The organism is Brevibacillus sp. 1238 (genome assembly GCF_029892995.1).
Taxonomy (GTDB): Bacteria; Bacillota; Bacilli; order Brevibacillales; family Brevibacillaceae; genus Brevibacillus; species Brevibacillus parabrevis.
Window position 1 is genome coordinate 312,865 of sequence record NZ_JARXWC010000001.1, and the last position, 26,652, is coordinate 339,516.

A 26,652-nucleotide genomic window follows, 5' to 3' on the forward strand; every position below is an offset into this window, starting at 1 on the left:
AGCAAAATAACAGAAGAACGCAGGCAGTTCGAGCAGCGAGGCAGCAGCCTTTTGCACGGACTGCTTTTTTCTGTGAAAAACGTCTCGATGTTTTGGCAGGAGAGTGAGCGGAGCGGGATGCGGTCCACGAGCCGTGACGCTGAACATAGCAAGCCAGAAGAAACGTTGATCAGCGGTTTATGATACGCTTCTCTTAACAAAAGGATTTTGGCAAATAAAGAAAGGCGGTTAGAAAACATGGCGAAAACAATTTCCCGAACGCGACTGTGGGTAGCGCGGATCATGAGCTGGCTGGTCATCCTCTTCATGCTGTTTGACGGTGTGTTCAAGCTGATCCAACCCGCTCCTGTCGTCGAAGGCACACTGGTACTCGGATTTGCGCAGCACCATATTGCGCTCTTGGGCATTTTGGCGATTATCTCTACTGTTTTGTACGCTTTGCCGCGAACCGCAGTGTTGGGAGCGATTTTGCTGACAGGCTACTTCGGTGGCGTCGTCGCTACACAAGTTCGCGTAGATGCGCCGCTTTTGACGCACACGCTGTTTGCTGTCTACCTGGCCATTTTGGCCTGGGGCGGGCTTTGGCTGCGGGATGAGCGGGTACGCAACTTGTTTTCCTCTGTGGATTGATTGATATTTCCAAAAAATGAAAGTATGCTAGAAAGACAAGTTTGTGAGCATCAGCACGCACATTTCGAACAGATAGGGGGAAGTACAGATGAACAAAAAGCAGTCCGCTGCCATCCCTAAGGTGGTGGGGCAAACCGCTGCTGCCGGGTTTCAGATCGGCGTGAGGAGAACGCTTCCCGTAGAGGCGGAGCCAATCTGGCTTTTTCTGACCTCCCCGGAGGGAACGAAGCTTTGGCTGGGCGACCTGCCGCCGCTGTCGCTTGCAGCAGAAGCAGCTTTTGAATCGCAGCAAGGAATATCCGGACAGTTCAAAATCGTCAAGCCTTATCAGCAGCTTCGCCTAAGGTGGAAAAAAAGCGATTGGGAAAAGTTCTCGACGCTGCAAATCCGCTTGATTTCCGCCAAAAACGGGAAAACTACCGTCAGCTTTCATCAGGAAAACTTGGCGGATGCCGACATGCGCGAGCAGATGAAGGAACATTGGGAAAGCGTGATCGAGCAACTGAAGACGCACGTTTGCTGAAAAAATAAGCTGTAGCCGTCACAGAAGCGGCCACAGCTTATTTTTTTGCTACGCCAAGCAGAGGGGTGGCGCAATGTCTTCTGTATTCGTTGGGCAAAAGACCAGTCATCTTGCGGAACAGCTCGGAAAAACGGCTCGAATTGTGATAGCCGACGATCTGGGCGATCTGGCTGATCGGCAAGTCAGTCGTGCTGAGCAGTTGTTCCGCATGGCTCATTCGCTTGTTTTGAATGTATTCGGTAATCGTGCACTTATAGACGAGCTTGAACGTGTACTTGAGCTTTGTCGTACCCATGCAGGCAATGCGGGCGAGATGCTCCAGGTGAAGCTCTCCGGCAAAATGTTCATCCATATACGCAGTCACAGCTTGAAGACTATCCAAATCCTCTCTGGACACAAACTTGCTCGGATGAGCCTTTTTTTGCTGTTTGGCCCGTTCGACGATCAGGGAAACCGCTTCGGCAACCTTGCTCTCGTAGTACAGTCGCGCGGCGATTCCCGTACCGCGAAATTGTCTGATTTGCCTGAGCAAAAAGACAAGCTCGGGGAAATGAGTCAGGCCGTCCACGCTGACAAAAGCGGAACGAAGGTCTGTGTACTCATCGGGGTATTTGGTCTGCAAATAATCTTCGTAATACTCCGGCGTAATCTCAAACCCAGTGGAACGAATCGGCACATTTTTCTCATATCGCGCCCGATACACGTTATTGCAACCAAAATGCACCCGGATGTATCCGGAGGAGAGACGCTTCGGCGGATGCAGCTCTTCTCCCGCCACGGAGTCGTAGTAGTTCAGGCTCATATATTTCGGCTGCTCAAATTCCAGGTACAAATCCTCGTAAAAAACGAAGTCGAGGATGGAGATGGAAAACAGATTCTCGCGGGAATACGTCCAGTAATGCCCGGAGCCTTTTTCCGGCGAGATGGAGAAGCACGTTCCCGCCTGACTGTAAGGAGATGGGCTGTCATCGCGGAAAAAACCGCATTTTGCCAGGCAAGGCACGTGCATGTCAGCTACAAGATCCTTCATTTCTACTCACCTCCCAATGCTTTGATCAGACGAAATGATGCCATGAAAAGACACACCTGCCGTTAGCTCATTGACCCCCCGAGTTGGAAAAAAATAAAATGGAACCAAGTTACTGCAAATGAAAATTGATCTCATTTACAGTCCTATCATCTCAGAGTATGAACAAAAGGAGGATTTATCATGGAAGCCGCCGTCTCACCCCTGCAAAACAGATGGACTTTGCGGGACTTTATCACACTCGCTATTTTTAACGTAGTCATGCTCATTATTATGACGATTTGCCCGATCTTTACCTTCGCCTCGTATCTGGTGGTTGGCGGGATTACGGCTTTGCTCAATGCGCCGCTTTACGTTGTCATGTCCAACAAAATTAACAAAAGAGGTGTCCTGTTCTTCACTTCCGTCATTACAGGCTTGTATTTTATCGCGTATGGCTACGCGTATTTTTTGCTCGTATTGGCCTGCATGGGAATCGTGGGCGAACTGGTTTTGTGGGGCAAGGACGGCTATAAAAATCCTGTTCGCAACGCCATTGCCTACGCCCTGTTTTACGTAGGCTATTCGCTCTGCGCCATCGTTCCGCTCATTTTCTTCCGCGATGCGTATATTGCCACTTTGTCCAAGAGCTATTCCAAAGCCGCCATGGATAAGATGCTCTATTACTACAGTACGCCGAGCATGGCGATTACGATGTTAGCGATTTCAGCAGCGGGCGGGCTGCTTGGGTGCCTGATCGGAAACGTGTTGTTCAAGAAGCATGTGAAAAAGGCGAAACTGGCATGAGAAAACCGGGTCCAAAAACACACTTGTTGGTGCTTTTGCTGGCAACGATCCTGACCATTTTGATCAAGGAAGAATGGCAAGTACATATGATGGTTGCTTTAAGTGTAGTGTACTTGGTCTTAAATCACCTGTCCAGAAAGGTCATGCCATTTATTCTCGTTTATGTGATGTCGCTGGTTATTGCGTATATCATGCCGCAGATGCTGGGCACGATGAAGCTCGTTTTCTATTCTTTTGCCAGAATGATGCCGCTGGTCATGATCGGGGCGACGCTGATGTACTCGCCTCCTGGCAGTCTGATGTGCGTGCTGGAGAGAATGGCTGTGCCCCGGCCGATCACGGTAATGATTTGCGTTTTGCTCCGCTTTTTCCCGGTTGTCATCATGGAAATGCAGGCGATTCGGGACGGGATTCGCGCTCGGGGCATTTTCCCGCACTGGTACAGCGCGCTGCTTCATCCGGCTATGGCTTACGAGTGCTATTTCATGCCGCTGGTCGTGCGTTGCCTGAAACTGTCAGCCGAGCTGGCTTCATCGGCTGAGCTGCGCGGGATCGAGAGCAAGTGCAGCAGGACATCTATCTATCCGTATCATTTCAAATCGGTGGACGCAGTGGCTTTGCTCATTTATATCATCGCAGGAACAGCGATTTACGGGGGAGGGATTATTCGATGATCGAATTGCGCGATGTCACCTTCCATTATGCAAGTGATGACGGAGAGCCCGGCAGCGAGTCGGGAGTCAAACAGATCAATTTGTCTGTCAAAGCCGGACAGTGCGTCGTGTTGTGCGGGCGCTCCGGCAGCGGCAAGAGCACGATGATGCGGCTGGTCAACGGGCTGGCTCCCGGCTTTTATCCAGGGACGCTCAGCGGTACGGTGAGTGTGGGCGGGAAAAGTCCGGCCGAGCTTTTGCCGCAGGAGAGAACGATGCTGATGGGTGTCGTATTTCAGGACCCGCGCAGCCAGTTTTTTATGGAAAAGGTGCGGGATGAGCTGGCATTTTCGGCGGAGAACATCGGGATGGACCCGGGAGAAATTATCGAGCGGGTTGAAAGTGTGGCGAAACAACTCGGGGTAGATCATTTGCTCGACCGCTCGCTGCACAAGCTGTCCAGCGGGCAAAAGCAGCGTGTTGCGATCGCGGCGGCATCTGTCCTGAACCCGCCGCTGCTTTTGCTAGACGAGCCTACAGCCAATCTGGATCAATCCTCTACGCGAAATCTGATCGAGATTTTGGGGAGACTCAAGGACAACGGCACGACTTTGCTCATTTGCGAGCATCGGCTGAATCCGTTTTTGCCTGTCGCGGACTCGTTTGTCTGCATGAATCAAGGCCAAATCGCCCGGACGTGGTCGCGGGACGAGTTTGCCGAACTGCCGATGGAAGCGGTTCGCCCGTACGGTTTGCGCCATCCCGATATGATTCGGATGGGGGAGCAGGAGCACAGGGAGAGTGTACGCACGGCGGAAATGGCGCTGGAAGCCCGGGAGCTGTCGTATTCCTACCGGAAAAAAGGAGATGGGATCTCGAATCTGAACGTCACGCTTCCGAAGGGCACAGTGACGGCCTTGACGGGTGAAAATGGATCGGGGAAGACGACCCTTTGCAAAGTGTTGTGCGGGCTGTTGCGCGAGCGAAGCGGAGCGGTCTTCTACGGTTCTGCCCGTTATTCCGCCAGCAAGCGGCGCTCGGCCAGCTACTTGGTCATGCAAGATGCAGACTACCAGTTGTATTCGGACAGTGTGGGCAACGAGATTGTCATGGGCAGAGCGCTGGACGAGAACTTGCGCAAGCGGGCCTATGAAGCGATGGCAGCGTTCGGCATTGAAGGACTGCGCGACCGTCATCCGGCTTCCTTGTCAGGGGGAGAAAAGCAGCGGGTGACGATGGCTGCCGCCTACTGCTCGGATGCCGAGTGGATTATTTTGGACGAACCGACGAGCGGGCTGGACGGTGACGGTGTCCTCAAAGTCGCGGCGTGGGTCAAGCAGCTGGCCCGGGCAGGAAAGACTGTTGTGATTATTACACACGACAAGATTTTGTCTGGACTGGCAAGCGACCAGGTTGTGGAGTTGAAAGCGGCTCATGATGAGGAGACGATTTTCACAGAACAAGGAGTGAGAACCGTTGAAACGTAAGCCCAAAAAAGGACTGGCCCGGCTTATGGAACTGGCAGGCGAGAAAAAGACGCTGATGGTTTGCTCGGCCGTTTTGTCTACCGTGAGCGTCTTTTTGCTGCTCGTCCCGTACTTGTCGATTTACTGCGTTTTGGCTGAGCTTTTGCGCCATGCGGATGACATTGCCGCTGTCGACGCCGCGTATGTCATCACATGGGCGGTATGGGGCGTGGTTGGACTGCTCCTCGGCTATTTGTTCATGTACGTTGGCGGGATGTGCTCGCACATTGCCGCTTTTCGTATTTTGTACGGCATCCGGGTCAAGCTGGCTGATCATATCGGCTCTTTGCCGCTCGGATACTTCAATAAAAATGCGACGGGAAAAATTAAAAAAGTGGTGGAGCTGGACGTGGAGCGAATTGAGCTGTTTATTGCCCATCAGCTTCCCGATTTGATCAATACGGCAGTCATGCTAGTCGTGATCATCGTGGCGATGTTCTCGCTCGACGTTTGGCTGGCTCTGGCCTGCATCATCCCGATGGTGCTCGGATTTGCCGCCCAGTTTTCGATGATGGCTGGCAAAAAGGCAAAGGCGGGGCTGAAGGAGTATTTTGACGCGCTGGAATCGATCAGCACCTCTTCTGTGCAGTACGTCCGCGGGATGCCGGCGATCAAAGTATTCGGCCAAACTGTGCATTCATTTCGCAAGTTTTATCAAGACATGCTGCATTATCGCGATTTCAGTCTGCGCTATACGGACAATTTTGAACGGGGCTACGTCTCCTTCAAGGTCATCTTGCTGTCTCTTGCGACTTTTTTCTTTCCGGTCGGGGTGTATTTTCTCAGCAAAGACCCGGATCATGTCGCTTTCGCCGCCACACTGATGCTGTTTCTCGTGCTGGCGCCAGGGATTTCTACGCCGATTTTCAAGCTGAACAGCTTCGCTTCGGCCATGACGACGATCGCGGAGGGAGTCAACCGTATTGACGACATGCTGAAAGAGCAGCCGATCCCGGAACCGGACAACGGACACAAGCCGACGGGCTATGACATCGCGTTTCAACATGTCTCCTTCTCCTATAACGAGCAGGGGGGCAACGAAGTGCTGAGAGACATCAGCTTCGTGGCACAGCAAGGAAAAATTACGGCGCTGGTCGGCCCGTCCGGCTCTGGAAAATCGACGATTGCCCAGTTGATTCCGCGGTTTTGGGATGTGCAAAAGGGGACGATTTCCGTTGGCGGGGTGGACATCCGTGCGATGAAAACTGGCGAGCTGATGGATGCGATGTCCTTTGTATTCCAGGATACGTTCCTGTTTTCCGATACGCTGTACAACAACATTTTGGCGGGAAGGCCGTCTGCGACGCGCGAGGACGTATACCGGGCGGCCAAGGCTGCGCAATGCCACACGTTTATCGAGCGGTTGCCAAAAGGCTACGACACGCTGATCGGCGAGGGCGGCGTGCATCTGTCGGGTGGAGAGGCGCAGCGTGTGTCGGTTGCCCGGGCGATTTTGAAAAACGCGCCGATTTTAATTCTCGATGAAGCGACGGCTTACGCTGATCCTGAGAACGAGTACGAGATGCAGCTCGCCTTGGGGGAACTGATCAAGGGCAAGACTGTACTGATTATCGCCCATCGGTTGACGACCATCTGCGAGGCGGATCAGATCATCGTGCTGCGGGACGGAACGATCGCGGACAGAGGTACGCACAGAGAGCTTTTGGCCAGAGGCGGGCTGTACAAAAACATGTGGGTGGCCTACACGAGTTCGACGGATTGGACAGTCGATCTCAGGCAAGAGAAGGAGGTGTTCGGCTGATGCGCAACATGTTGTATAACATTACGGCCGGCCACCCGGAAAAAATGGCGAAGCCGATTATCTGGGCTGTGCTTGCCAATCTGGCGAACATGCTGCCTTTTGGCTGTCTGGCTTGGGCTGTCAGTCTCGTGTACGCCTATTACGCGGGGGAGCAGGCCGTGCTTGACACGACAGGTTTGTGGCTCGCAGCGGCTGGTATGGTTGTGTTTCTCGGCGTGGTGTATTTCTGCGAGCAGAAGGCGTATCGCGCCATTTATCGCGGCGCCTATGAAGCGTCTGCCGCCGGACGGACGAACTTGGCCGAGCATTTGCGCAAGCTGCCGCTTGGCTTTCTCATGCGCAAGGATGCTGGCGAGCTGGGCCACACCATCATGAACGATTTTACTCAAATTGAAAATGCGAGCACTTCGGTGTTGCCGCAACTGGTCAGCGGGATACTGATTCCGTTCCTCGCGTTTTTTGGCTTGCTGTTTTGGGATTGGCGCATGGCGTTGGCGATGTTGGCCGGCTTTCCTGTCACGATCCTGATTTTGTGGGGAGTCTCCAGGCTGGAGCGACAGCTTGGCACGAGCCATTCCCAGGCAAAAGTCACACTCGCCAACTGTCTGCAAGAATACTTGTACGGGATGAAGGTCATCAAAGCGTACAATTTGCGCACGGACAACTTTACCCGGCTGGAGCGATCGTTTTATCAGTTCATGAAGGAAAGCATCCGCATCGAAGGGGTGCTCGGCCCGTTTTTTCTCGTGGCGATGGCGTTCATGCAGTCGGGTGTGTCGCTCGTGACGATTGTTGGCGTGTATCGCGTACTCGGCGGGGAAATGACCGTTCCTTTGTTCGCGATGTTTCTGCTCGTAGGAGCGCGTATTTTCGACCCGCTTTCCGTCGCGATCATGCGCTTGCCTTCATTCAAATACGATGCGATGGCAGGCGAGCGCATCGTCAACCTGCTTGCCCAGCCGATCATGCAAGGAGAACAGGATGCGCCGCACGGGCACGACATCTGGTTCGAGGAGGTCAGCTTCGGCTATGACGATACGCTTGTGCTCGACAAAGTTTCTGTCGAAATGAGAGAAGGCACGTTGACGGCGATTGTCGGGCCATCCGGCAGCGGGAAAAGTACCATGCTGCGGCTGGCGGCGCGGTTTTACGACCCGCTCAGCGGACGAGTGCTGTTCGGCGGCAAAGATGAGCGCGAGCTGGACCCGGAGAAGCTGTTGAAAAAAATCTCCATGGTTTTTCAGGATGTATATTTGTTTCAGGACACGATCCGCAACAATATACGTTATGGCCGAGAAGATGCGACGCAAGAGGAGATTGAGGCAGCCGCCAAGGAAGCGTGCTGTCACGATTTCATCATGAAGCTGCCGGACGGCTACGACACGATGGTCGGAGAGGGAGGTTCTACCCTGTCTGGCGGGGAGAAGCAGCGCATCTCGATTGCGCGGGCGATTTTGAAAAATGCGCCTGTGCTGTTGCTGGACGAAGCGACTTCTTCTCTCGATCCGGAAAATGAAGCGGTCATGCAGCAGGCGATCGGCCGTCTGGTCAAAGGGCGCACGGTCATCATGATCGCTCATCGGCTGAAAACAGTCGTGAATGCGGACAATATCATCGTGCTGGAAGAGGGCAAAGTCGTGGAGCAGGGGCGTCACCAGGAGCTGCTGGAAAAAGGCGGGCTTTACGCGCGGCTGTGGGAGCTGCAGCAAAGAACGAGCGGCTGGAGAATTACCGCGTAGCACGCGAAGGAATGGGCTGTTGGATGGGCAACAAAGAACGAAGCGATTGGAGAGTTACTGCGTAGCTGAAAAGGAACGAGCTAAGGAAGCCAATCGCTGGGCGAGCACCAGTTATTGACAGTCAAAAGCAGCGCATGATAAGCTGTAGGCACTTGAATGGAACGGAGGGTTACGTGTGGCAAATTAATTTTTCGATTGGATTCCTGGCACAATGATTTTGAATAGCACAAAAAGGCTATGTTGTGTGCATACGGTAATCGAAAAATGGTTTGCCATTCAGGTAACCTGTTTGCAGGGCGCAAGTGCGTAAGCGTGTGAAAACGCGTGAAAAGCAGGTGAATGCGACACTTGTTTGCCCTGGAAAACAACAAACAATGGAAAAGAGAACGGAACGGCCATTTTCTCGTGGCTGTTGTCATCGTGCGCGGAAATCAGGGTGTTTTTTGCGCGGTTCTTTTTCTTTGTATGTTTCGATTACACAAGCACAGGCAACCAGCCTGTGTTTTTTTGTTGGCAAAATGTGATGAGCGAAGCGAAACAACTGTGCAGGCTTGGCAGAGGCAGCGATCCATACTGGCTGGTTCTCGTAGCAGCCAAGCGAGCTAATGATAACACGGACTTTGAAGGGAGATGTACGAATGACTGAACAAATGGTGAAGGTGAAGAACGCGAAGATTTGCACGGAGCGCTTTGGGAACCCCGCTGATCCGGCTATTTTGCTGATTATGGGGGCTCAGGCGTCACTGGTTTGGTGGGAGGAAGAGTTTTGCCAGCGGCTGGCGGATGCAGGCTGGTTTGTCATTCGCTACGACAATCGCGATGTCGGGCGCTCCACGACTTTTGAGCTTGGCAATCCGGGGTATACGTTCGAGGACATGGCGGACGATGCGATCTGCATCCTGGACGCTTACAAAATCGAGCGGGCGCACATCGTCGGCATGTCGATGGGAGGGATTATTACCCAGATGATCGCTTTGCGAAACCCGGAGAGGGTGCAGGCGATCAGTTTGCTGGCAACGTCCAATTTCGCTCCTGATTTGCCCCCGATGGAAGACAAGGTGATGCAATTTTTCAGCAATGCGCAAGAGGTCGACTGGGCGAATGAGCAGGCGGTGATTGCGTTTTGCATTGCAAGGTGCGAAGTGCTCGTCGGCTCCAAGTATCCGCTGGATGAGAAGCGCACGCGAGAGTTGGCAGCGGCGGAATTTAAAAGAAGCCGCAAGATGGCAAACATCAACAATCATGCCCTGATCACAGGCTGCGAAGCTTATTTGGCCCGGACGGAAGAAATCGCGGTGCCTACTTTGGTCATTCATGGCACAGAGGACCCGATCATTCCGTATCCGCATGGAGTGGCGCTTGCTCAGGCGATTCCCGGAGCTGTGCTGCTGACGCTGGAAGGGACAGGGCACGAGCTGCCGTATGGCGATTGGAATGCCGTTCTTGGCGGAATTTTGCAGCATTCCAGAAAGGGCTAAAGGTAGCAGCGAGAGCGCCCTGCGTCACTTTTCTTCTGTTTCGTCGCAGAGCAGACGCTCCATTTGCCCGTGATCGACGTGCGCAATTCCCCAGTCGCAAATCATTTCCAAAAGCGGGATGAGCGAGAGTCCTTTTGCTGTCAGCGCGTATTCGACGCGCGGCGGAACTTCGGGGTAGACGGTTCGAATTACCAGGCCGTCTTCTTCCAACTCTCTTAATTGATTGGTCAATGTTTTGTGCGAAATATCCCGGATGTAGCGGTGCAGCTCTCCGAAGCGTCTGGGAGAGTTTTCATACAGCTCGTAAAGAATCATGACTTTCCACTTACCCTGGATGATTTGCAGGGTGGCGTCAAATTCGTTCAGGTACTTTTTCTTCGTCATGGCTGCGTCCTTTCTTACCTCAAGGTTACTAGCTCACTTCAAAGTGCTTACTAGCGAAGCGCGGGCATTCCTTTTATACTCACTTTACCATGAAACACGAAACGATAGGGAGAGAGGTAGACAGGAATGAAAACGGGATTTGTAGCAGTAACCGGGGCTTCTTCCGGGATCGGCAAAGCGACCGCTGCTTTGTTTATTGAAAAAGGATTCAACGTGCTTTTGATCGCGAGACGGGTGGAGCGGCTGGAGGAATTTCAGGGAGCCAATATCATCAAGGCGCAGGTTGACGTGACTGACGAGCCAGCGTTGAAGCAGGCGATTGCCGATGCAGAGGCACGATTTGGTCCGGTAGAGGCGATCGTCAACAATGCAGGACGGATGCTCCTGGGCGATATCAGTTCCCAGGACAGCAGTGAATGGAAGGACATGTACGCGGTCAATGTCATCGGCGTGTTGAACGGCATGCAGGCCGTGCTTCCATCCATGATCGAGCGCAAGACAGGAACGATCATCAACATCAGCTCGATTGCGGGCAAAAAAACGTTCGCGGACCATGCGGCTTACGTGGGCACGAAGTTCGCCGTTCATTCGATCAGCGAAAACGTGCGGGAAGAAGTGGCGAAGCACAACGTCCGTGTCATGACGATCGCCCCCGGCGTTGTCGAGACGGAACTGTTGAGCCACACGACCGATGAGACGATCAAGGAGAATTACACCGATTGGAAACAGTCGATTGAAGGCGGCCTCGACCCAAGAACAGTAGCGGAGACGATCTACTTCGCCTTCAGCCAGCCGCAAAGTGTCAACATCCGAGAAATAGCGTTGGCGCCGACGAGGCAGCAAGGTTAATAGAGTGCGGAACCCCCAGATGGTTGACTGGGGGTTCTTTTTTTGGATCAAAAGTCCTGGGAGTATGGTACAATATTTGGTAATTTGCATGATTGTTGAGTGTAGCGGAATGGAAAATGGAAAAAAGAGTATGGAGGGGAGCATGGGAGGGACGCGGTTTTGGGAGTTTTATTTGGTGCGCTACTTGCTGGGCACGATTTTTGGGATTGTGATTTTGTTTTATTTGGTGATTAATTATGATGGGCTGATAACGAAAGCTTTTTATCCCAAATCAGATTTTCTATGTGCAGAGTGCGATGTTGCTGTCTGTCAAAGTATAAAAGATGATGTGAAAAGCTTGTTGTTTAGTACGACTTATGGTCTGGGCGTTGATGATGCGAACAGTCTTTTAAAAACTATAGGGAGTAATCATTTGATTGATGCGAAAAATGAAAACATAGAGATAACAGAGACAGGCTTTCCCATCTTGGCTGCGATTATTTTGGCAGTCTCCGGATTTTTGTATATGTATTTTTCCAGTATGCTGATTTTGATTTTGCATGGAATTAGGTCATTAATATTTTTTTATCCTCCAAAATCATGGACAAAATACGTAGGAATAGTATTTTTTGTAGGTTTCTTGTCGTACATTTCTTGGATATTTACTCCTATGTTAATGGACGGGAAATACGCGGATCATTGGAGAAATAACAAGCACCTCATTGCAATAAGTATCATTGTAGGATTAATTCTCTTACTATTATTTAGTTCTCGTCTCATTCAGGAGTTTTATGAGAAATTAAGCAAATTCAGAACGAATAATGAGGATATAGCAAGAAAATCAAGCGTTCTTAAAATGAGAGTAACGACGGGCGAAACACACCTAAATAAAGAAAGCTTATCTGAGGAACAGAAGGATGATCAAATTAAAGATTATATAGAGTCGTACAAACATTTGAGAGAGCATGGCAATGCATTCGGAATCATTGTGTGCGAAATAGTATTCGCATTCTGGTTGTATATTTGGGACTTTGAATTTTGGGCTGTTCTTTATTGGTGCATTCTGGGCTTTATGGCGTGGTTTTTAGGTTCCTATTTAGAAATCAGAGGAGTATCCACTAAAAATAAGTAGGACAAAAAGTAGGCGATAAGAGAAGACAGTCCTAAGTCAAATTTGACTGCGGACTGTCCTTTTTTGTTTGGAAAAACTAAGGCAAAATCGCAAACGAACGCACCGGGAATCCGGACGCTTTTTCCGGTTTGGGGGTAATGTTGACGATGACGGCGCCTTTGGCTGGCAGCTTGTCCAGGTTTTTCAGCAGCTCGACCTGGTACGTATCTTGTGCCAGCACGTAATACTCGCCAAGCAGCGCGCCGTTTTTCTGGAAGTCCACGCTGGCGTCGGTGTCGAATGTTTCGTGGCCGACGGCTTTGATTTGCCGTTCTTCAAACAAGAACTTCAAGGCGTCCAGGCCCCAGCCGGGAGCGTGGTTGTTGCCATCTGCATCTTTGTTGTTGAACGCCGCCACATCGGGCCAGCGCTTGCTCCAGTCCGTGCGCAGGGCGACGAAGCTGCCGCTCTCGATTTTGCCGTGCTCGGCTTCGAATTGCAAAATATCTTCTATCGTCAGGCTGTAGTCGTTGTTTGCTTCGGCTTCCTTCGATTTGTCGATGACGACAAGGGGCAACACGAGTTCCTTCAAGTCCAGCTCGTCCAGGTACCGCTTGTCGCGCACAAAGTGGATCGGCGCATCCAGGTGCGTGCCGTACTGTCCGGCAAAAGTGAAGCTTTGCGAGAAAAAGCCGTCGTCATGCGTAAACAGCGTTTTGAACTCGGCTGATTCAAAGGCAGAAAAATGCGGTGATTCCGGGCCGAATGTATGAGTCAAGTCTACCCATTCTTTCTCTTTCAGCAGTTGGATTGCTTGGATCAAGTCGTTTGCCATGCGCCCACCTCATCAACGTTTTTGGAATTTTCGCCCGAATCCTTCGGCAACAAGTCCTTGTCTGTCAAGACGAATCTTGCCAGGCGCCAGGGCGTCCAGAGGTTGTCCGGTTTTTGCATGTCTGCCTGCAACTTGTTTGGAAGGATTTATTATACCATTACTTTATGCGTTATAATTCCGAGTGTCAATAAGGGAATTAACGAGATGAATAAATCGACAGGGGAGAGTGGCGACGATAGAGGTGGAGGCGTGAGCGAGGGATTTTTGGGCGCGAAGGTTGGCGGGCAAGCTCAGGCAAGCGGCTTTTGGCGTTTTGTCCATCTCCGATCTGGATTTAGTACATGGCAACTCGCTGCCCTACTCCTTATAATTTGATAGGAATGAGTGGGAGAGAGGTGCAAAAATGCAGCAACATCGAATCATCAAGGAAAAAGTAGCGGATTTTGAACTGACCATTTATTTGCCGAACAGCTATGCGGAAGGCGAGAAGCGATATCCGGCTATTTATGTGCAGGACGGGGGAAATGTCGTCCTGAATGCGTTTAATTACCTCGATCATCTGTTCATCACAAAGCAGCTGCCGGAACTGATTTTTGTCGGAATCACCCCGCACGACCGCAATTATGAATACACGCCGTGGCCGGCAGACACGCTGGTGCCTGGCGGAGTGTTGTTTGGCGGTGGAGCGAACGATTACATTCAAGTGCTTGCCGATCAGATCAAGCCATATATCGACGCGCATTATGCGACGATGCCTGAACCGGAGCACACGGCAATCGCCGGATGTTCGTTCGGTGGTCTGGTCAGTGCGCACGCCTATTATTTGCGATCCGATACATTTGGCAAAAGCGCCTGGCTGTCCGCCTCCTTCTGGTATGAGGGCTACGTCAAGCACATGCAGGAAACACCGCTTCCCGCTGCCGATCATCGGCTGTACATGTACGTGGGCGAGCTGGAAGGCATCCACAAGACGACGATTCAAGCGGAAATGGTCGCACAGACGAAAGCAGCGTACCGCATCTTGCTGGACAAAGGCTTCCCGGAGCAAAACGTGAAATTCGAGACAGATCCGCTCGGCACGCACGACAGCTTTTTCTTCGCCATGAAGTTTATTCATGCGCTGAGATGGCTGTTTGCGGAAGGGACGGAAGCGGAAAAAAGGGAATTTGCCCGCGACCGTACGCGCGAGTCGAACAGGGAAACGATTTAGCAGCGACAAAAGCGAGCGCCTTCTTTGCGGAGGCGTTTTTTCGATTTGTCCGCCAGATTGTTCTCGCTTTATTTCCTTCAATCAAAAATGTTTGATCGATCCTCCAGTATTTTGCTTGTTGACAGTGGCATTTTTCTGCCCATATAATTACAAAAAATGATAAAACAAATGTTGCGATTAGAAATAGTAGAAATAAAAAGACTTTTCAGAGAGCCGTTGGGTGGTGTGAAACGGCAATGTCGTTTATTTCGAACTCGTCTATGAACAGCTGCCTGACAATGTAGGGTAAGCCGGAGTTCCACCGTTACAGGGATAGATGGTGATGGCCATCGAAAAAGATCGTTTCCGCTATTTGGAAATGAATTAGAGTGGTACCGCGAGTTCAACCTCGTCTCTATGCGCAGAGACGAGGTTTTTTTGCGTGAAAAACGTCGCGACGTTTTTTTAGAAAAGCGGATGTTGATTGCGAGTGATCAATAAAACGGGTCATGACCGTTTTGCTGGCTGAAGACCGGGTTTAGCCGGCCCCGCTTTCCATAAATCGAGTTGCAAAAACAAACCATTTTGGGGAGGAACAGAAAATGAGCCGTAAAATTATCGTGTTTGATACAACGCTGCGTGATGGAGAACAAGTGCCGGGAGCGAAGTTGAACGTCCAGCAAAAAATCGAGATCGCCCAACAGCTCAAAAAATTGCGGGTGGACATCATCGAGGCGGGCTTTCCGGCTTCGTCCGAGGGAGATTTTCGTGCGGTGCAGGAGATTGCCCGCAGTGTCGGTGACAGCGTGTCGATCACGGCTTTGGCCCGTGCCGTGAAAAGCGACATCGATGCGGTGTACGAAAGTGTCAAGATCGCCCAGGACCCGCTCATCCACATCGTTTTGGGAACGTCCAACATCCACGTAGAGAAGAAGTTCAACCGCTCCAAGGACGCCGTCATGGAAATGGGCGTGGAGGCAGTACGCTACGCCAAAACATTGCTGCCGCACGTTCAGTATTCGACTGAGGATGCATCGCGGTCCGATTTTGAATATTTGTGGAGTACGATTGAAGCCGTCGTCAAAGCGGGAGCGACGATGATCAACGTCCCGGATACGGTGGGCTACGCGGTGCCGGATGAGTTCGGCGATTTGATCCGCCGCATCAACGATCGCTTGAAAAACCTCAATCCGGATGTCATCCTGAGCGTCCACTGTCATAACGATTTGGGCATGGCTACGGCCAACACGCTCGCCGCGATCAAAAACGGAGCGGAAAAAGTCGAGTGTACCATCAACGGACTCGGGGAACGTGCCGGAAATGCCTCGTTGGAGGAAGTCGTGATGGGGATGAAGGTGCGCGAGAATTTTTACCAGTGCCATACGAACATTAACACGAAGGAGTTGCTGCGCACCTCGATGCTGGTGAGCCATTTGACTGGTCTGGATGTGCAGGTGAACAAGGCGATTACGGGCGCGAATGCTTTTGCCCATTCGTCGGGTATTCACCAGGACGGTCTTTTGAAAGATAAGCAAGTGTACGAAATCATGTCGCCGGAAGAAGTCGGGGCAGACAGCATGGAGCTGATTTTGACAGCGCGTTCTGGGCGCCACGCTTTTAAAAATGCTGTTGAGAAGCTCGGCTTTGAAACGAACGACGCGGCTGATTTCGAGGTGTTGTTCGCCAAGTTCCTGGAGCTGGCAGACGCCAAAAAAGAAGTGTACGACCACGACGTATTTTATTTGGTGGCGAATCACCGCACGCTCGCAGACAGCAGCAAGCATCTGTATGAGCTGGAGTCGTTCCAGGTCGTCAGCAACGATTTGTACCCGACTGCGACGGTCAAGCTGAAAAAAGGCGAGGAAATGCTGAAAGGCAGCGCAGTAGGCGAAGGGCCGATCGAAGCGTTGTACGATGTGATCAAAACGTTGGTCGGGCTGGATGTCCATCTGAAGGATTACAAGATCAACAGCATTTCTCGCGGCAAAGACGCCGTCGGCCGTGTCAATATTCGCATCGAGTACATGGGGAAAACGTACTCCGGTCGGGCGATGGATACCGATATTATCAAGGCGAGCGCCCTTGCGTTTTTGAACGGGGTCAACGCTGCGGTGCTTGATCTGGTTGCGGTCGGATAGTCGGATAAAGCAAGAGCAGGCGCGAGACGACCCCTGTCTGAAACACGCCGAGAATCAAGCATGTAAAAAGACTGCTGCCAACTCAGGCTGAATGTCCAAAGGCTGCTCGAACAGGAAAGCGGGCTGCAAAGGCAATAAGGCTGATCTGTATCGGTAGAAATGGCTGCCAACTGATGGCAAAGCAGATTTGGCAGCGAGCCTGCAAGTATAGGAATGGAAAATTTGGAAAAACTGATTACCATACACTGTTAACCACCTTTTTCAACCCTCGCGGCTGTTTGCGGGGGCTTTTTTTATGAAAAAAACGCTGGACTCTCCGCTTAGGGGAGTCTTTACACTAGAGGAGAAAGGAGGGCGGACAGCGTGCTGTACACAGTTAAGGAAGTAGCGGAGCTTTCCCGCGTGACGATCAAGACGTTGCACCATTACCACCGGATTGGCCTGCTCATTCCGGGCGAGATCAGTGAAGCGGGCTATCGGCTGTACGGCGACAAAGAGCTTGCGCGTTTGCAGCAAATTTTGTTTTACCGCGAACTGGATTTTCCGCTGCAAAAAATTCGCGAGCTGCTTGATGGAGAGCCGGAGCGAGAGCTTGTGTTGCAAGAACAGGAACAGCTGCTCTTGGCCCGACAAAGCAGGTTGGAAGAGGTCATACGCACGCTGCAAAAAACGCTGGCGTGCCTGCGAGGAGGAAAAGGAATGGATAACCAAGCGATGTTTCAAGGGTTTAGCAGTGAGGAAGAGTGGAGAGCAGCCCTGCAGGAGCAAAGCGAGCATTTGCAGGAAACGTACGGATACGATCTGGCACAGGAAGCTTCCATCGACGTGGCGAAGATGAATGAACAAGCGCAGGAAGCCGAACGGTTCATGGCGCAGATGGCTGCCGCATTGCGCGATGGAGTCAAGCATACGGATGCGAAGCTGCATCAGTTGATCGGGGAACATCTGCGTTTCATGCATGAGCACGGGCATTCGCTTACTCCGTACGAGTTTGCCGGGCAGACTCGGTTTTTCCTGCAAGACGACTTCCATTTGCAGATGCTGGAGGGGCAGCAGACAGGACTTGCCTATTTTCTGGCGATCGCAGCCGAAGCGTATGCGGCTCATGCAAAAGCAGAGTAGGGAAAGAGAGAAGGGACCATTGAGAACGATGGTCCTTTTTCTTTTGGTCTTTTGGGCAAAAAGCGTGTGCGGCGTTCAGGGAATAATTTACAAAAAACAGGGGCGGTATATTGACAGAAAAATCTAGGACTGTTATAAAAAATAGTGGATAGCACTCTCGCGGTGAGAGTGCTAACAATTGTGTGTGGCAAAATAGAAGGGAGAATGGCCGATGGAAAAAAAGCAGTTTCAGGCTGAATCGACGCGACTGTTGGAAATGATGATCCACTCCATTTACACGCAAAAAGAGATTTTCCTGCGTGAGCTGATTTCCAACGCAAGCGATGCGATTGACAAAATCTATTACCGCTCGCTGACGGATGATCAGCTGGTGTTCGATAAAGACAATTACTTCATTAAAATTAGCGTGGACAAGGCTGCCCGCGAATTGACGATTACCGATACGGGAATCGGCATGACCGCTGAAGAGCTGGAAAACAACTTGGGCGTGATCGCCAAAAGCGGTTCCCTTGCCTTCAAAAAAGAAAACGATGCCAAAGACGGCTACAATATTATCGGGCAATTCGGGGTGGGCTTCTACTCTGCCTTCATGGTCGCTGACGTCGTAACGGTCACGAGCAAAGCGCTGGGGGCAGACACAGGCTACAGATGGCAATCCAGCGGAACCGATGGCTATACAATCGAGCCTTATGCAAAAGATGAGGTCGGCACCACGATCACTCTCAAAATCAAAGAGAATACGGAAGAAGAACGCTACGATGAGTTTTTGGAAGAGTATCGCTTGAAGGCGATTATCAAAAAATACTCGGACTTCATTCGCTACCCGATCAAGATGGACGTGACGAAGCATCAGCCGAAAGAAGGCAGCGACAGCGAGTTTGAGGAAGTGCAAGAAGAGCAGACGGTCAACAGCATGGTGCCGATCTGGCGCAAGAACAAAAACGAGCTGACTGACGAAGACTACGAACAGTTTTATGTAAGCAAGCATTACGGTTTCGACAAGCCGCTTGCGCACGTTCACGTCAGCGCGGATGGAGCGGTCGTCTATCAGGCGATTTTGTACATCCCGGAAAGCATTCCGTTCGACTACTACTCCAAAGAGTATGAAAAAGGTCTGGAGCTGTACGCCAATGGTGTACTGATCATGAACAAATGTGCCGACCTGCTGCCAGATTACTTCAGCTTCGTCAAAGGGATGGTCGATTCGGAAAGCCTGTCTCTCAACATTTCCAGGGAAATGCTGCAGCATGACCGCCAGTTGAAGCTGATCGCGAAAAACATCTCCAGCAAAATCAAGGGCCAACTGCAAAGCATGCAAAAAAATGAGCGGGAGAAGTACGAAAAGTTTTACGAAGCGTTCGGCAGACAGCTGAAATACGGCGTATACAGCGATTTTGGCACACACAAGGACACGCTTCAGGACTTGCTCATGTTCTACTCTTCCAAAGAGAAAAAGCTGGTGACGCTGGCCGAGTACGTCGAGAGAATGCCGGAAGACCAGAAGTACATCTACTATGCGACAGGGGAATCCAACGAGCGCATCGAAAAACTGCCGCAAACCGAGCTGGTATCCGACAAAGGCTATGAAATCCTTTACTTCACAGAGGATATCGACGAGTTCGCGATCAAGATGCTGCGCACCTACAAAGACAAGGAGTTCCGTTCCGTCTCCAGCGCCGATCTGGGAATTGAACCAGACGAGCAGGACAAGGCGGCAGACGCTGAAAATGAAGACAACCAGGAGTTGTTCGCTTACATGAAGAGCCTGCTCGAAGGCAAAGTCGCAAGCGTAAAAGCATCCAAGCGTCTCAAATCCCATCCAGTCTGCCTGTCGACAGAAGGCGATGTCACGATCGAGATGGAAAAAGTGCTGAACGCCATGCCGAACAGCCAAGGCGTGAAAGCGCAAAAGGTGCTGGAGATCAACGTGAACCATGACGTGTTCCAGTCGCTGAAGGCCGCTTTCGGTCAAGACAAGGAAAAAGTGAATTTGTACACAGCGGTGCTTTACCATCAGGCGCTGCTGATCGAAGGCTTGCCGATTGAAGATCCGGTCGCGTTCACGAACGATATTTGCAAAATGATGGTATAGCAAAAGGGGGATGCATGAGGCATCCCCTTTTTTCGCTGGAAATAATCGCTTGCGAAAAGCACATTGCGCACCGCGGTTTTCTTGCATTCGCCGAGTGTGGCCGAGAAGATGGAAGCAACAAAGGAGAATCGTTCCCAAGCGCTCTTGGCGTGTAGCGATCCAGTCCGGTTCGTGATGGAGGTCGGAAAATGCGGGCTGAGCAGCTGCAAAAGGCGCTTGCGACCGATGCAGATGAACTGCGCAGCCTTGTGGGAGTTCCGCACGAGACAGTAGCGAAAAAGCATTGCCCAGGTGGAAGCGCACGTCATCAACGGAGTTACGCTAAAGTAAAACCGTTAGCTGTTGTGGGAGCAAACCTTAAAGCTGCCTTCAAGTTTTTTTCGTTTGCGATGTTGTCCGTTCCTATGCGCTCCAGACATGAGGCTGAGCCTAGCCACGTATGCGGGTTACCTGCCCAGCACCATCCGAGCTTCGGCTTGCCTTGACTGATCCACAGGGCCGTTACGCGCCGATCGCCACAACGGGAGCCGAGCAGGGAAAAACCGTTGTTCTTTTTCAACAGCTCAGGAAAGTGGGTAACGAGGGCAATGCCTTCCTCCAGAGTAAGCGGAGAGCGCCCTTGGGCCAAAAGGCGGGGCAGGGCGTCGTTCGGCGTGACGTTGAGCGTTTGTCGTCCGGTATCAATGTCAGCCAAAAGATAGGCGACTCCGGCAGGCAACGCGATTCCATCGATCGGCTTGAAGCGGCACATATCCTGCTCATCCATGACGCTAAAGCCTGCCTTTTTCTGGCGCTCCACGAGTTGGATGGCACGGCTGCTGTCGACCCACTCGCTTTTTACGACGAGGGCAAAAGGAGCATAGCCTTCAGGCAGTTCCGTCTCATTCGTCCACGGAGGAAGCGAGGCTGCTTTGTCCTTCAACGGTTCCAGTTGCTTGCGGAATGCGCTCTCTGTCATCCGGGCAATGCCAGGATACCCTTTTGCAACGAGATTGGTAACTTGGCGTTCAAATTCCATTTCCAACAGGTCAAAGACGATGGGAAACCCCTCCTTCGATATGCGCATCACTAACGAGGACATTTTTCCTTTTCATCTTACAACATGGATGCTAATTCGAAGGTTTGGTCAGAAGTTTTGTTGAATAAATAGGGGAGAGTTGCTCAAACGTTATAAGCGGGCTTTAAACCTGGAACAAATGAAGAGAGGGGTCCACGGAAAAATGCGGCCGATTGACATTGCGCGAAAATTGAAGCTGAGCACAAGCGCCTTGCGCAACTACGAAGCGCAAGGACTTGTTCCGCCAGTGGAACGGTCTGCGGGCGGCTATCGTTTGTATACCGCCGAGCACGTTGCCTATTTTACTTGTATACAGGCTATGTCGCCCGGGTTCGGGATGGAGGTGACTGCGGAAGTTGTGCGGAACGTTCAAGCAAGGCAGCTCGATGCGGCGCTATGGCGCGTGAATGAGGTGCAAGCCCTTTTGCAACGGGACAAGCAACTGGCAGAAAGCAACATGCGGATGTTCTGCGAGCTGGATGGCAAGCAAACGCAAGCAGAATCTGGCGAAGCGTGGCTGACGATCAAGGAAGCTTCCCGAAAAACAGGGCTTCCCAGCTCGACGATTCGTCATTGGGAGAAAACAGGGCTGATTACAACCACGCGCGATCCGCAAAATGGCTATCGGTTGTTCAATCGCTCGCATATCCGAAAAATTATGCTTTTGCAAGCGTTGCGCGCGCAGGTGTATTCGCCAACGGTTGTAGAGCTGAAAAATGCCATTGCTCACATGAGGGAAGACGATGTTTTAGAGGCGAGAAAAATCGCCACGGACTCCTTGCAGTATTTGCATCGGGTCAACTGCTGGCAAATGCGCGGAATCCATGCTCTCTATGATCTGTGCCGATTGGTAAAGCTGGTTGAATGAGAGGAGGGTGCCTTCGGTTCGGTAACCGAAGCTTTTTCATCATGTATGCAGAAACTTGTTTTCCTGCTTCCATTCTACTTTGCGGAAAAACAGGGGCAACTCGCTTTCGTGCAACGGTTTGCTGATCAGAAAGCCTTGCACAAAATCACATTTCCACTTTTGCAGGCTGTGGAGCTGTTCAAACGTCTCGATGCCTTCAGCGACGACAGTGAGCCCCAGTTTGCGCGCCAGTGAAATGATCCATTCGACGAGTACCGTTCCTTCATAATGATTGGCAATATGAGCGACAAATGACCGATCGACTTTAATAGTTGAGAGGGGGAGAGTCGTGATGTATTCAAGCGAGGAGTATTCCGTCCCGAAATCATCCAATACGATTTTGATGCCGTGGTTAGCGAATTTTTTCAAAGTATCGATCCGTCTGTCCTTGAGCGAGATTCTGTCCCGTTCTGTCAATTCCAGCTCCAATGATTGAGGGGAGAGAGCTGTTTTCTGCAAAATGCCGCATACCCGATCGAAGAAGAGAGAGTCTTGCAATTGCAGGCCCGAGATGTTGACTGACATGACGGAAGTGGGCATGTACTTTTCTTGAATTTGCTTGTTTTTTTGGCAAGCGGTCTGGATGACCCAGTCACCGATGGAATAAATCAGTCCGATCTCTTCGGCGAGCGGGATAAATTCCGTAGGGGAGATCGGTCCGAAGAGCGGATGGTGCCATCTGAGCAAAGCTTCAAAACCGCGTACGTTGCCAGAGACGGTTTCGAACTGCGGTTGGTAATGCAAAGTCAGCTGTTCAAGCCGTACTGCTTCTTGCAAATCATTGGCCAGTCTCAGCTTGTGCTCCAGATCCTCGCTCGTCAGTAACGATGTAAACTCCATGTTTTATTTACCCTCCATTTTGCGTCCATTTCTTCTGGGATTGATTATGCACGGGATGTATTAGATAAGTTTCTGTCTATGTATTAGGATAGTGTGAAATAATCTCAAAAAAATAGCACCATCTCGCAGGAGACGATGCCATTTGTCTGCTAGTTTTTAGAAACGAACTTGTATCCTACACCCCAAACGGTGCGGATGTATTTCGGTTCCTTCGGATTGTCTTCGATTTTTTTGCGCAGGTTGGCGATGTGAACATCGATGGCCCGATCTGTCACAAAAGAATCGAAACCGCGCAGTTCGTAGAGCAATTCCTCCCGACTGAATACTTTTCCCTCATTTGTAATGAACAGACGCATAATCTCAAATTCGGAAAAAGTCGTTTCGACGTGAAACTGATTGACAAAGATCGCCCTGCGCTCCAAATCGAGCAGGAAAGTATTCTCGGAACTCGCGACTGCTGTGTCAGCCTGTTCCCCGCTTTCTGGGGCAGCAGGCTGTTGGTATTGGTGGGTTCGTCTGATCATGGCTCCGATTTTTGCGGAAATCTCTCGCAAGGAAAAAGGCTTGCAAATATAATCGTCCGCTCCAGCTTGCAAAGCCTCTACGCGATCGGATACGTCTGTCTTCATCGAGACAATCAGGATGGGAGCAACGGAAAAGGTGCGCAGCTCGCTGCATATCCTGGTACCGCTCATATCCGGCAGAATCATGTCCACGAGGATGACATCCGGAGCAAATGATTGCGCCATGTCCAAGCCTTTCTGTCCATGATCCGCTATTTTTACAGAATAGCCTTCTTCGGTTAAATACATGGCCAGCATTTCGCCCATAATCTGATCGTCTTCGATAATCAATAGGTTGTACATCAGATTCCTCACTCTTTCTGGGAGAAAGTTATTCGTAAAAATGGGAAAGAGCTAGCAATTTTTCGTTTTTTCCTAATACTTTTCTCATATTTTAGCAAAAAAGCGAGGAGAATGGACCTAATTTCATGAAAAATGCTAAAAAAATGTTAGGAGATTGCCAGAGTTTCTTGCCATTCGTTTGCTAACGCTAACACTTCGTTCAACTGCCATTCCAGCTCGCTCATAAATTCTTGATAATCGTTCGGATTTACAGAAGCAGAAAGCTGCGCCTCCATTTTTCTTGATAAAAGAAGCAATCTTTGTGCAGACAAATTTCCCGCAACACCACTGAGAGTGTGAATCATTCTTCTTGCTTCCTGGAAGTTTCCTGCGAGAAACGCCGTTTGGAGGTTTGATGTAAAATCCGAATATTCTTTAGTGAATGAACGGAGAATTTGCGTGTATATCGGGATTTTTCCATCCAGTCGCTCCAGTGCGAGCGAAACATCCAGACAAGGTACGGGAATTGCTCGCTTCAATGTTTCCTTCATCTCGCCCAAATGAATCGGCTTGGTAATGACGCCGTTCATCCCCGAACGGTAGCAATTGTCGTGTTCGGCTTTAATGACGCTCGCCGTCATCGCAATAATGGGCAGGCTGGCGTACTGTTTGTGCTGGCGGATGCGGATCGTCGCTTCACAACCGTCCATCTCCGGCATGTGGACATCCATGAGAATCAGATCCCATTTTCTCGTCTCCAAAAGCTCCAGCACTTCTTGCCCGTTTTTGGCAACGGTCACAGCGTAACCTTCGCGCCGGAGGAACTCGACCGCTACCAGCTGATTGATCTCGTTGTCCTCTGCCAGCAAAATTTTGCCGCGATATCCGGGGAAGAGGACGTTTTCGTAAGGAGCGGACTGCGGCTTCTGCAAAGTCTCGGTCACATGTGTTTCCTTGTGCTCCTGTGCCCCCAGTATCGCGCGCGCTACATCCATCCGGTTAATCGGCTTGATCAAAACAGCGTCAGGCTGGGCGGATTCCTCCAGGGAGGCCAGCTCGTCGCGGCCGTACTCTGTCGTCATGGCAATTGTCGCTGCGTCGCATAGCTCGGCGAGCGCGTGCAGCCGCTGCAACGATTCTACGCCGTACATGTCTTCCGCTTCCATGTCGACGAACACAAAGCGAAACGGGTTGTGCGCTTCAGCGTGTTCCAACAGCTCGAAAGCCTCTCGCCAGGTGGCGACGCAAATAGGCGAAAAGTTTAGGCCAAACAACATGTCAGCCATGCTGCTTCGCATTTTGTCGTGATTTTCCACAATCAGGACACGCTGGCCTTCGTAGCCTGGTGGCAGCATGGAGCCAGGGCTTTCGCTTTCCCGCCAGGGCGCGTGTTCAAACGGGAGGGTGAAGGAGAAGCAGCTTCCTTTGCCGATTGCGCTAGTCACTTCGAGAGTGGCGCCCATCATCTCGACGAGACTGCGCGAGATGACCAGACCAAGTCCTGTGCCGCCGTATTTTCTGCTCGTCGTGCCATCTGCCTGTGTGAACGGTTCAAACAGCTTGTCGAGCTGATCTTCCGACATGCCGATGCCTGTATCCTCTACGGCAAAATGCAAGTACAGCAGTCGTCCTTCTTCTTTTTCCAGCGTGATTCGCACAGAGACGTATCCTTGCTCGGTAAACTTGATGGCGTTGTGGCACAGATTGAGCAACACTTGCTCCAGCCGATGCTGATCCCCGATCAGTTTGGGCAACATTTTCGGCGGCAGATCGAGAATGATTTCGATTTGCTTCGTCCCGAGGTAAATGCTCAGCATGTGCGAGAGCCGCCGGACAAAATCGTCGAGGTCAAAGCTTGCCTTTTCCAGCTCCAGCTTGCCAGCCTCGATCTTGGAAAAGTCGAGAATCTCGTTAATGAGGCGGAGCAATACTTGGGAGGAAGACAGCACCTTGTCCAAGTAATCTTTTTGCATCACCGTCATCACCGTTTTCTGCATCAGTTGGGACAGTCCGATGATCCCGTTGAGCGGGGTGCGGATTTCGTGACTCATCCGCGCCAAAAAGTCGGTTTTCGCCTTGCTCGCTTCCTCGGCTTCTTCCTTGGCTGCCCGCAGTTCGGCCTGAATCCGCCGCTGTTCCTTTAACATGAAGTGCAGCAAAAGCGAGAGCAGACTGACCAGAACGAAAATGGAGACTTTGGTAATCAGGCTGGACAAGTCTTGTACAGAGTTCAATTGTCCGAGCGCTTCGCTGGCAGGCAGTACGGCTGCGACAGACCAGCCCGTGGAAGAGACAGGGGAGTAGCCGATGTAATAGTTGTTGCCGTCGATGGAGACGAGTTGCAATCCTTTTTGTCCAGCGACCATGCTTTGTCCGATTTTGGCCAGATCGCCTGGTTGTTCCGTCAGCTTGTGCCGGCTGACAAGCTCGGGATTTGGATGGTACATGATCGTTCCGTCTTTGGAAACCAGGATGGCGTAGCCCGATTCCCCGATCGGGTACGTGCCGAGCATTTGCGGAATGTCGTCGAGCAAAATATCGATGGCGACGAAGCCCAGCAGCCTTTCGTTTTCCTCAATCTTCATGGTGCCGCTGGTCACCATTTTTTTCGTGAGATAATCGGCGTACGGCTCGGAAAAAACGACGTCATTGGAACGGACGGCGTCTGGATACCAGGGGCGTTTGGTGAGCGACCAGTCTTTTCCTGAGAGCGTGTCGGTGTTGCCGATCGTGAAGTTGCCCGCATTGCTGGAAACCCATACAAGGCCCAGGTTGTGGTCCAGCCGCTGGATGCCGTCCAATGCGGTCGCTACGTCCAAGTAATGCGGGCTGGTGAAGGCATGCTCTCGCGTCTGCACGGTTTGCAGGTAGCGCAAGATTGCCTGGTTGGTGCTCATTTGCCTGATCAGCAACGCTTTTTGCGCAAAGAAAGCGTCCATCCGTTCGGCCAGAGCCTGGCTTTGCAGGGTCAGCTTGTTCTCAATCTCGACTTTCATGATCCGGTTGGTTTGGGAGCGCATGATGTAGCCGGACAGGGAGAAGGCGACCACGATGATCAGGAGGATGAGAATGGTCAGTTTTCGGGCATGGCTGACGTGAAAAGTTTTCATGAACGACCTCGCAATCTGTGATGTACGTTGTTTTCATTTTACAACACAAATCTCAAAATCTTCCGGAAAA

General features: G+C 51.3%; 22 protein-coding genes and 1 other annotated feature. Of the genes, 15 read left to right on the plus strand and 7 right to left on the minus strand.

Annotation, left to right across the window (positions count from 1 at the left end; translation table 11 throughout):
• Positions 1-237: 237 nt before the first annotated feature.
• Positions 238-630: a DoxX family protein gene (locus M2298_RS01425; RefSeq protein ID WP_217021906.1), complete on the plus strand. Its 393-nt coding sequence runs from the start codon at positions 238-240 to the stop codon at positions 628-630.
• 88 nt (positions 631-718) lie between these two features.
• Positions 719-1,153 (plus strand): SRPBCC family protein, encoded by a 435-nt coding sequence (locus M2298_RS01430; RefSeq protein ID WP_122962976.1) that lies wholly within the window; start codon positions 719-721, stop codon positions 1,151-1,153.
• 37 nt (positions 1,154-1,190) lie between these two features.
• Here M2298_RS01430 and M2298_RS01435 read toward each other — a convergent pair whose 3' ends face one another.
• A complete protein-coding gene (locus M2298_RS01435) occupies positions 1,191-2,183 on the minus strand; it encodes a helix-turn-helix domain-containing protein (protein WP_122962977.1) in 993 nt (330 codons plus the stop codon).
• A gap of 180 nt (positions 2,184-2,363) precedes the next feature.
• Between M2298_RS01435 and M2298_RS01440 the strand changes: the two genes are divergently transcribed.
• The 6 genes from M2298_RS01440 to mle all read left to right on the plus strand — a co-directional run bounded on the left by M2298_RS01440 (position 2,364) and on the right by mle (position 10,124).
• Complete coding sequence (locus tag M2298_RS01440) at positions 2,364-2,966, plus strand: MptD family putative ECF transporter S component (protein WP_122962978.1); 603 nt, start codon at positions 2,364-2,366, stop codon at positions 2,964-2,966.
• Entirely contained in the window at positions 2,963-3,640 is a 678-nt protein-coding gene (locus M2298_RS01445; RefSeq protein ID WP_173596117.1) for an energy-coupling factor transporter transmembrane component T family protein, read from the plus strand. The genes M2298_RS01440 and M2298_RS01445 overlap by 4 nt, the downstream gene beginning before the upstream one ends.
• Complete coding sequence (locus M2298_RS01450) at positions 3,637-5,106, plus strand: ABC transporter ATP-binding protein (RefSeq protein WP_280648135.1); 1,470 nt, start codon at positions 3,637-3,639, stop codon at positions 5,104-5,106. The genes M2298_RS01445 and M2298_RS01450 overlap by 4 nt, the downstream gene beginning before the upstream one ends.
• A complete protein-coding gene (locus M2298_RS01455; RefSeq protein WP_173596119.1) occupies positions 5,096-6,907 on the plus strand; it encodes an ABC transporter ATP-binding protein in 1,812 nt (603 codons plus the stop codon). The genes M2298_RS01450 and M2298_RS01455 overlap by 11 nt, the downstream gene beginning before the upstream one ends.
• Positions 6,907-8,646 carry an ABC transporter ATP-binding protein gene (locus M2298_RS01460; RefSeq protein ID WP_280648136.1) on the plus strand — a complete coding sequence of 580 codons (1,740 nt, stop codon included), beginning with the start codon at positions 6,907-6,909 and terminating at the stop codon, positions 8,644-8,646. Before M2298_RS01455 ends, M2298_RS01460 begins: the two co-directional genes overlap by 1 nt.
• 638 nt (positions 8,647-9,284) lie before the next feature.
• Positions 9,285-10,124 (plus strand): alpha/beta fold macrolide esterase, encoded by an 840-nt coding sequence (gene mle, locus M2298_RS01465; protein ID WP_280648137.1) that lies wholly within the window; start codon positions 9,285-9,287, stop codon positions 10,122-10,124.
• Between the two features lie 24 nt (positions 10,125-10,148).
• Here mle and M2298_RS01470 read toward each other — a convergent pair whose 3' ends face one another.
• Positions 10,149-10,508: a winged helix-turn-helix transcriptional regulator gene (locus M2298_RS01470; protein WP_122962985.1), complete on the minus strand. Its 360-nt coding sequence runs from the start codon at positions 10,506-10,508 to the stop codon at positions 10,149-10,151.
• Positions 10,509-10,634: 126 nt separating this feature from the next.
• Here M2298_RS01470 and M2298_RS01475 point away from each other — a divergent pair, with 126 nt between their 5' ends.
• Together M2298_RS01475 and M2298_RS01480 are read left to right on the plus strand one after the other, a co-directional pair.
• Positions 10,635-11,357, plus strand: a complete 723-nt coding sequence (locus M2298_RS01475) for an SDR family oxidoreductase (protein WP_173598410.1) — start codon at positions 10,635-10,637, stop codon at positions 11,355-11,357.
• Between the two features lie 175 nt (positions 11,358-11,532).
• Positions 11,533-12,468: a hypothetical protein gene (locus M2298_RS01480; RefSeq protein WP_280648138.1), complete on the plus strand. Its 936-nt coding sequence runs from the start codon at positions 11,533-11,535 to the stop codon at positions 12,466-12,468.
• Between the two features lie 76 nt (positions 12,469-12,544).
• On the opposite strand, the gene M2298_RS01485 is transcribed toward M2298_RS01480, so the two are convergent.
• On the minus strand, positions 12,545-13,282 hold the full coding sequence (locus M2298_RS01485) for a cyclase family protein (protein WP_122962987.1): 738 nt from the start codon (positions 13,280-13,282) through the stop codon (positions 12,545-12,547).
• Positions 13,283-13,685: 403 nt separating this feature from the next.
• On the opposite strand from M2298_RS01485, the gene M2298_RS01490 reads away from it, so the two are divergent.
• From M2298_RS01490 to htpG, 4 genes are all read left to right on the plus strand, one after another.
• Positions 13,686-14,492 carry an alpha/beta hydrolase gene (locus tag M2298_RS01490; protein ID WP_173598408.1) on the plus strand — a complete coding sequence of 269 codons (807 nt, stop codon included), beginning with the start codon at positions 13,686-13,688 and terminating at the stop codon, positions 14,490-14,492.
• A gap of 164 nt (positions 14,493-14,656) precedes the next feature.
• Positions 14,657-14,891: a binding site (T-box leader), on the plus strand.
• A 182-nt stretch (positions 14,892-15,073) separates the two neighbouring features.
• A complete protein-coding gene (locus tag M2298_RS01495) occupies positions 15,074-16,609 on the plus strand; it encodes a 2-isopropylmalate synthase (RefSeq protein ID WP_122962989.1) in 1,536 nt (511 codons plus the stop codon).
• A 363-nt stretch (positions 16,610-16,972) separates the two neighbouring features.
• Positions 16,973-17,731, plus strand: a complete 759-nt coding sequence (locus M2298_RS01500; protein WP_173596126.1) for a MerR family transcriptional regulator — start codon at positions 16,973-16,975, stop codon at positions 17,729-17,731.
• Positions 17,732-17,942: 211 nt separating this feature from the next.
• Positions 17,943-19,823, plus strand: a complete 1,881-nt coding sequence (gene htpG / locus M2298_RS01505) for a molecular chaperone HtpG (RefSeq protein WP_173598406.1) — start codon at positions 17,943-17,945, stop codon at positions 19,821-19,823.
• 316 nt (positions 19,824-20,139) lie between these two features.
• Here htpG and M2298_RS01510 read toward each other — a convergent pair whose 3' ends face one another.
• Positions 20,140-20,904, minus strand: coding sequence for a DUF5701 family protein (locus M2298_RS01510; protein WP_280648139.1), 765 nt, complete (start codon positions 20,902-20,904; stop codon positions 20,140-20,142).
• Between the two features lie 139 nt (positions 20,905-21,043).
• Here M2298_RS01510 and M2298_RS01515 point away from each other — a divergent pair, with 139 nt between their 5' ends.
• Positions 21,044-21,748 carry a MerR family DNA-binding transcriptional regulator gene (locus tag M2298_RS01515; RefSeq protein ID WP_122962992.1) on the plus strand — a complete coding sequence of 235 codons (705 nt, stop codon included), beginning with the start codon at positions 21,044-21,046 and terminating at the stop codon, positions 21,746-21,748.
• A gap of 39 nt (positions 21,749-21,787) precedes the next feature.
• Here the strand turns inward: M2298_RS01515 and M2298_RS01520 are convergent, their stop codons facing one another.
• From M2298_RS01520 to M2298_RS01530, 3 genes are all read right to left on the minus strand, one after another.
• A complete protein-coding gene (locus tag M2298_RS01520) occupies positions 21,788-22,627 on the minus strand; it encodes a putative bifunctional diguanylate cyclase/phosphodiesterase (protein WP_122962993.1) in 840 nt (279 codons plus the stop codon).
• 149 nt (positions 22,628-22,776) lie between these two features.
• A complete protein-coding gene (locus tag M2298_RS01525) occupies positions 22,777-23,493 on the minus strand; it encodes a response regulator transcription factor (protein ID WP_122962994.1) in 717 nt (238 codons plus the stop codon).
• A 146-nt stretch (positions 23,494-23,639) separates the two neighbouring features.
• Entirely contained in the window at positions 23,640-26,582 is a 2,943-nt protein-coding gene (locus M2298_RS01530; RefSeq protein ID WP_122962995.1) for a response regulator, read from the minus strand.
• Between the last annotated feature and the right edge of the window lie 70 nt (positions 26,583-26,652).

What these genes read in the sequence shown, in the direction of transcription:
- M2298_RS01425 (WP_217021906.1), top strand. Translation starts at nt 238, where the DNA reads ATGGCGAAAACAATTTCCCGAACGCGACTGTGGGTAGCGCGGATCATG.
- M2298_RS01430 (WP_122962976.1), top strand. Translation starts at nt 719, where the DNA reads ATGAACAAAAAGCAGTCCGCTGCCATCCCTAAGGTGGTGGGGCAAACC.
- M2298_RS01435 (WP_122962977.1), bottom strand. Translation starts at nt 2,183, where the DNA reads ATGAAGGATCTTGTAGCTGACATGCACGTGCCTTGCCTGGCAAAATGC.
- M2298_RS01440 (WP_122962978.1), top strand. Translation starts at nt 2,364, where the DNA reads ATGGAAGCCGCCGTCTCACCCCTGCAAAACAGATGGACTTTGCGGGAC.
- M2298_RS01445 (WP_173596117.1), top strand. Translation starts at nt 2,963, where the DNA reads ATGAGAAAACCGGGTCCAAAAACACACTTGTTGGTGCTTTTGCTGGCA.
- M2298_RS01450 (WP_280648135.1), top strand. Translation starts at nt 3,637, where the DNA reads ATGATCGAATTGCGCGATGTCACCTTCCATTATGCAAGTGATGACGGA.
- M2298_RS01460 (WP_280648136.1), top strand. Translation starts at nt 6,907, where the DNA reads ATGCGCAACATGTTGTATAACATTACGGCCGGCCACCCGGAAAAAATG.
- mle (WP_280648137.1), top strand. Translation starts at nt 9,285, where the DNA reads ATGACTGAACAAATGGTGAAGGTGAAGAACGCGAAGATTTGCACGGAG.
- M2298_RS01470 (WP_122962985.1), bottom strand. Translation starts at nt 10,508, where the DNA reads ATGACGAAGAAAAAGTACCTGAACGAATTTGACGCCACCCTGCAAATC.
- M2298_RS01475 (WP_173598410.1), top strand. Translation starts at nt 10,635, where the DNA reads ATGAAAACGGGATTTGTAGCAGTAACCGGGGCTTCTTCCGGGATCGGC.
- M2298_RS01485 (WP_122962987.1), bottom strand. Translation starts at nt 13,282, where the DNA reads ATGGCAAACGACTTGATCCAAGCAATCCAACTGCTGAAAGAGAAAGAA.
- M2298_RS01490 (WP_173598408.1), top strand. Translation starts at nt 13,686, where the DNA reads ATGCAGCAACATCGAATCATCAAGGAAAAAGTAGCGGATTTTGAACTG.
- M2298_RS01495 (WP_122962989.1), top strand. Translation starts at nt 15,074, where the DNA reads ATGAGCCGTAAAATTATCGTGTTTGATACAACGCTGCGTGATGGAGAA.
- htpG (WP_173598406.1), top strand. Translation starts at nt 17,943, where the DNA reads ATGGAAAAAAAGCAGTTTCAGGCTGAATCGACGCGACTGTTGGAAATG.
- M2298_RS01510 (WP_280648139.1), bottom strand. Translation starts at nt 20,904, where the DNA reads ATGTCCTCGTTAGTGATGCGCATATCGAAGGAGGGGTTTCCCATCGTC.
- M2298_RS01515 (WP_122962992.1), top strand. Translation starts at nt 21,044, where the DNA reads ATGCGGCCGATTGACATTGCGCGAAAATTGAAGCTGAGCACAAGCGCC.
- M2298_RS01520 (WP_122962993.1), bottom strand. Translation starts at nt 22,627, where the DNA reads ATGGAGTTTACATCGTTACTGACGAGCGAGGATCTGGAGCACAAGCTG.
- M2298_RS01525 (WP_122962994.1), bottom strand. Translation starts at nt 23,493, where the DNA reads ATGTACAACCTATTGATTATCGAAGACGATCAGATTATGGGCGAAATG.
- M2298_RS01530 (WP_122962995.1), bottom strand. Translation starts at nt 26,582, where the DNA reads ATGAAAACTTTTCACGTCAGCCATGCCCGAAAACTGACCATTCTCATC.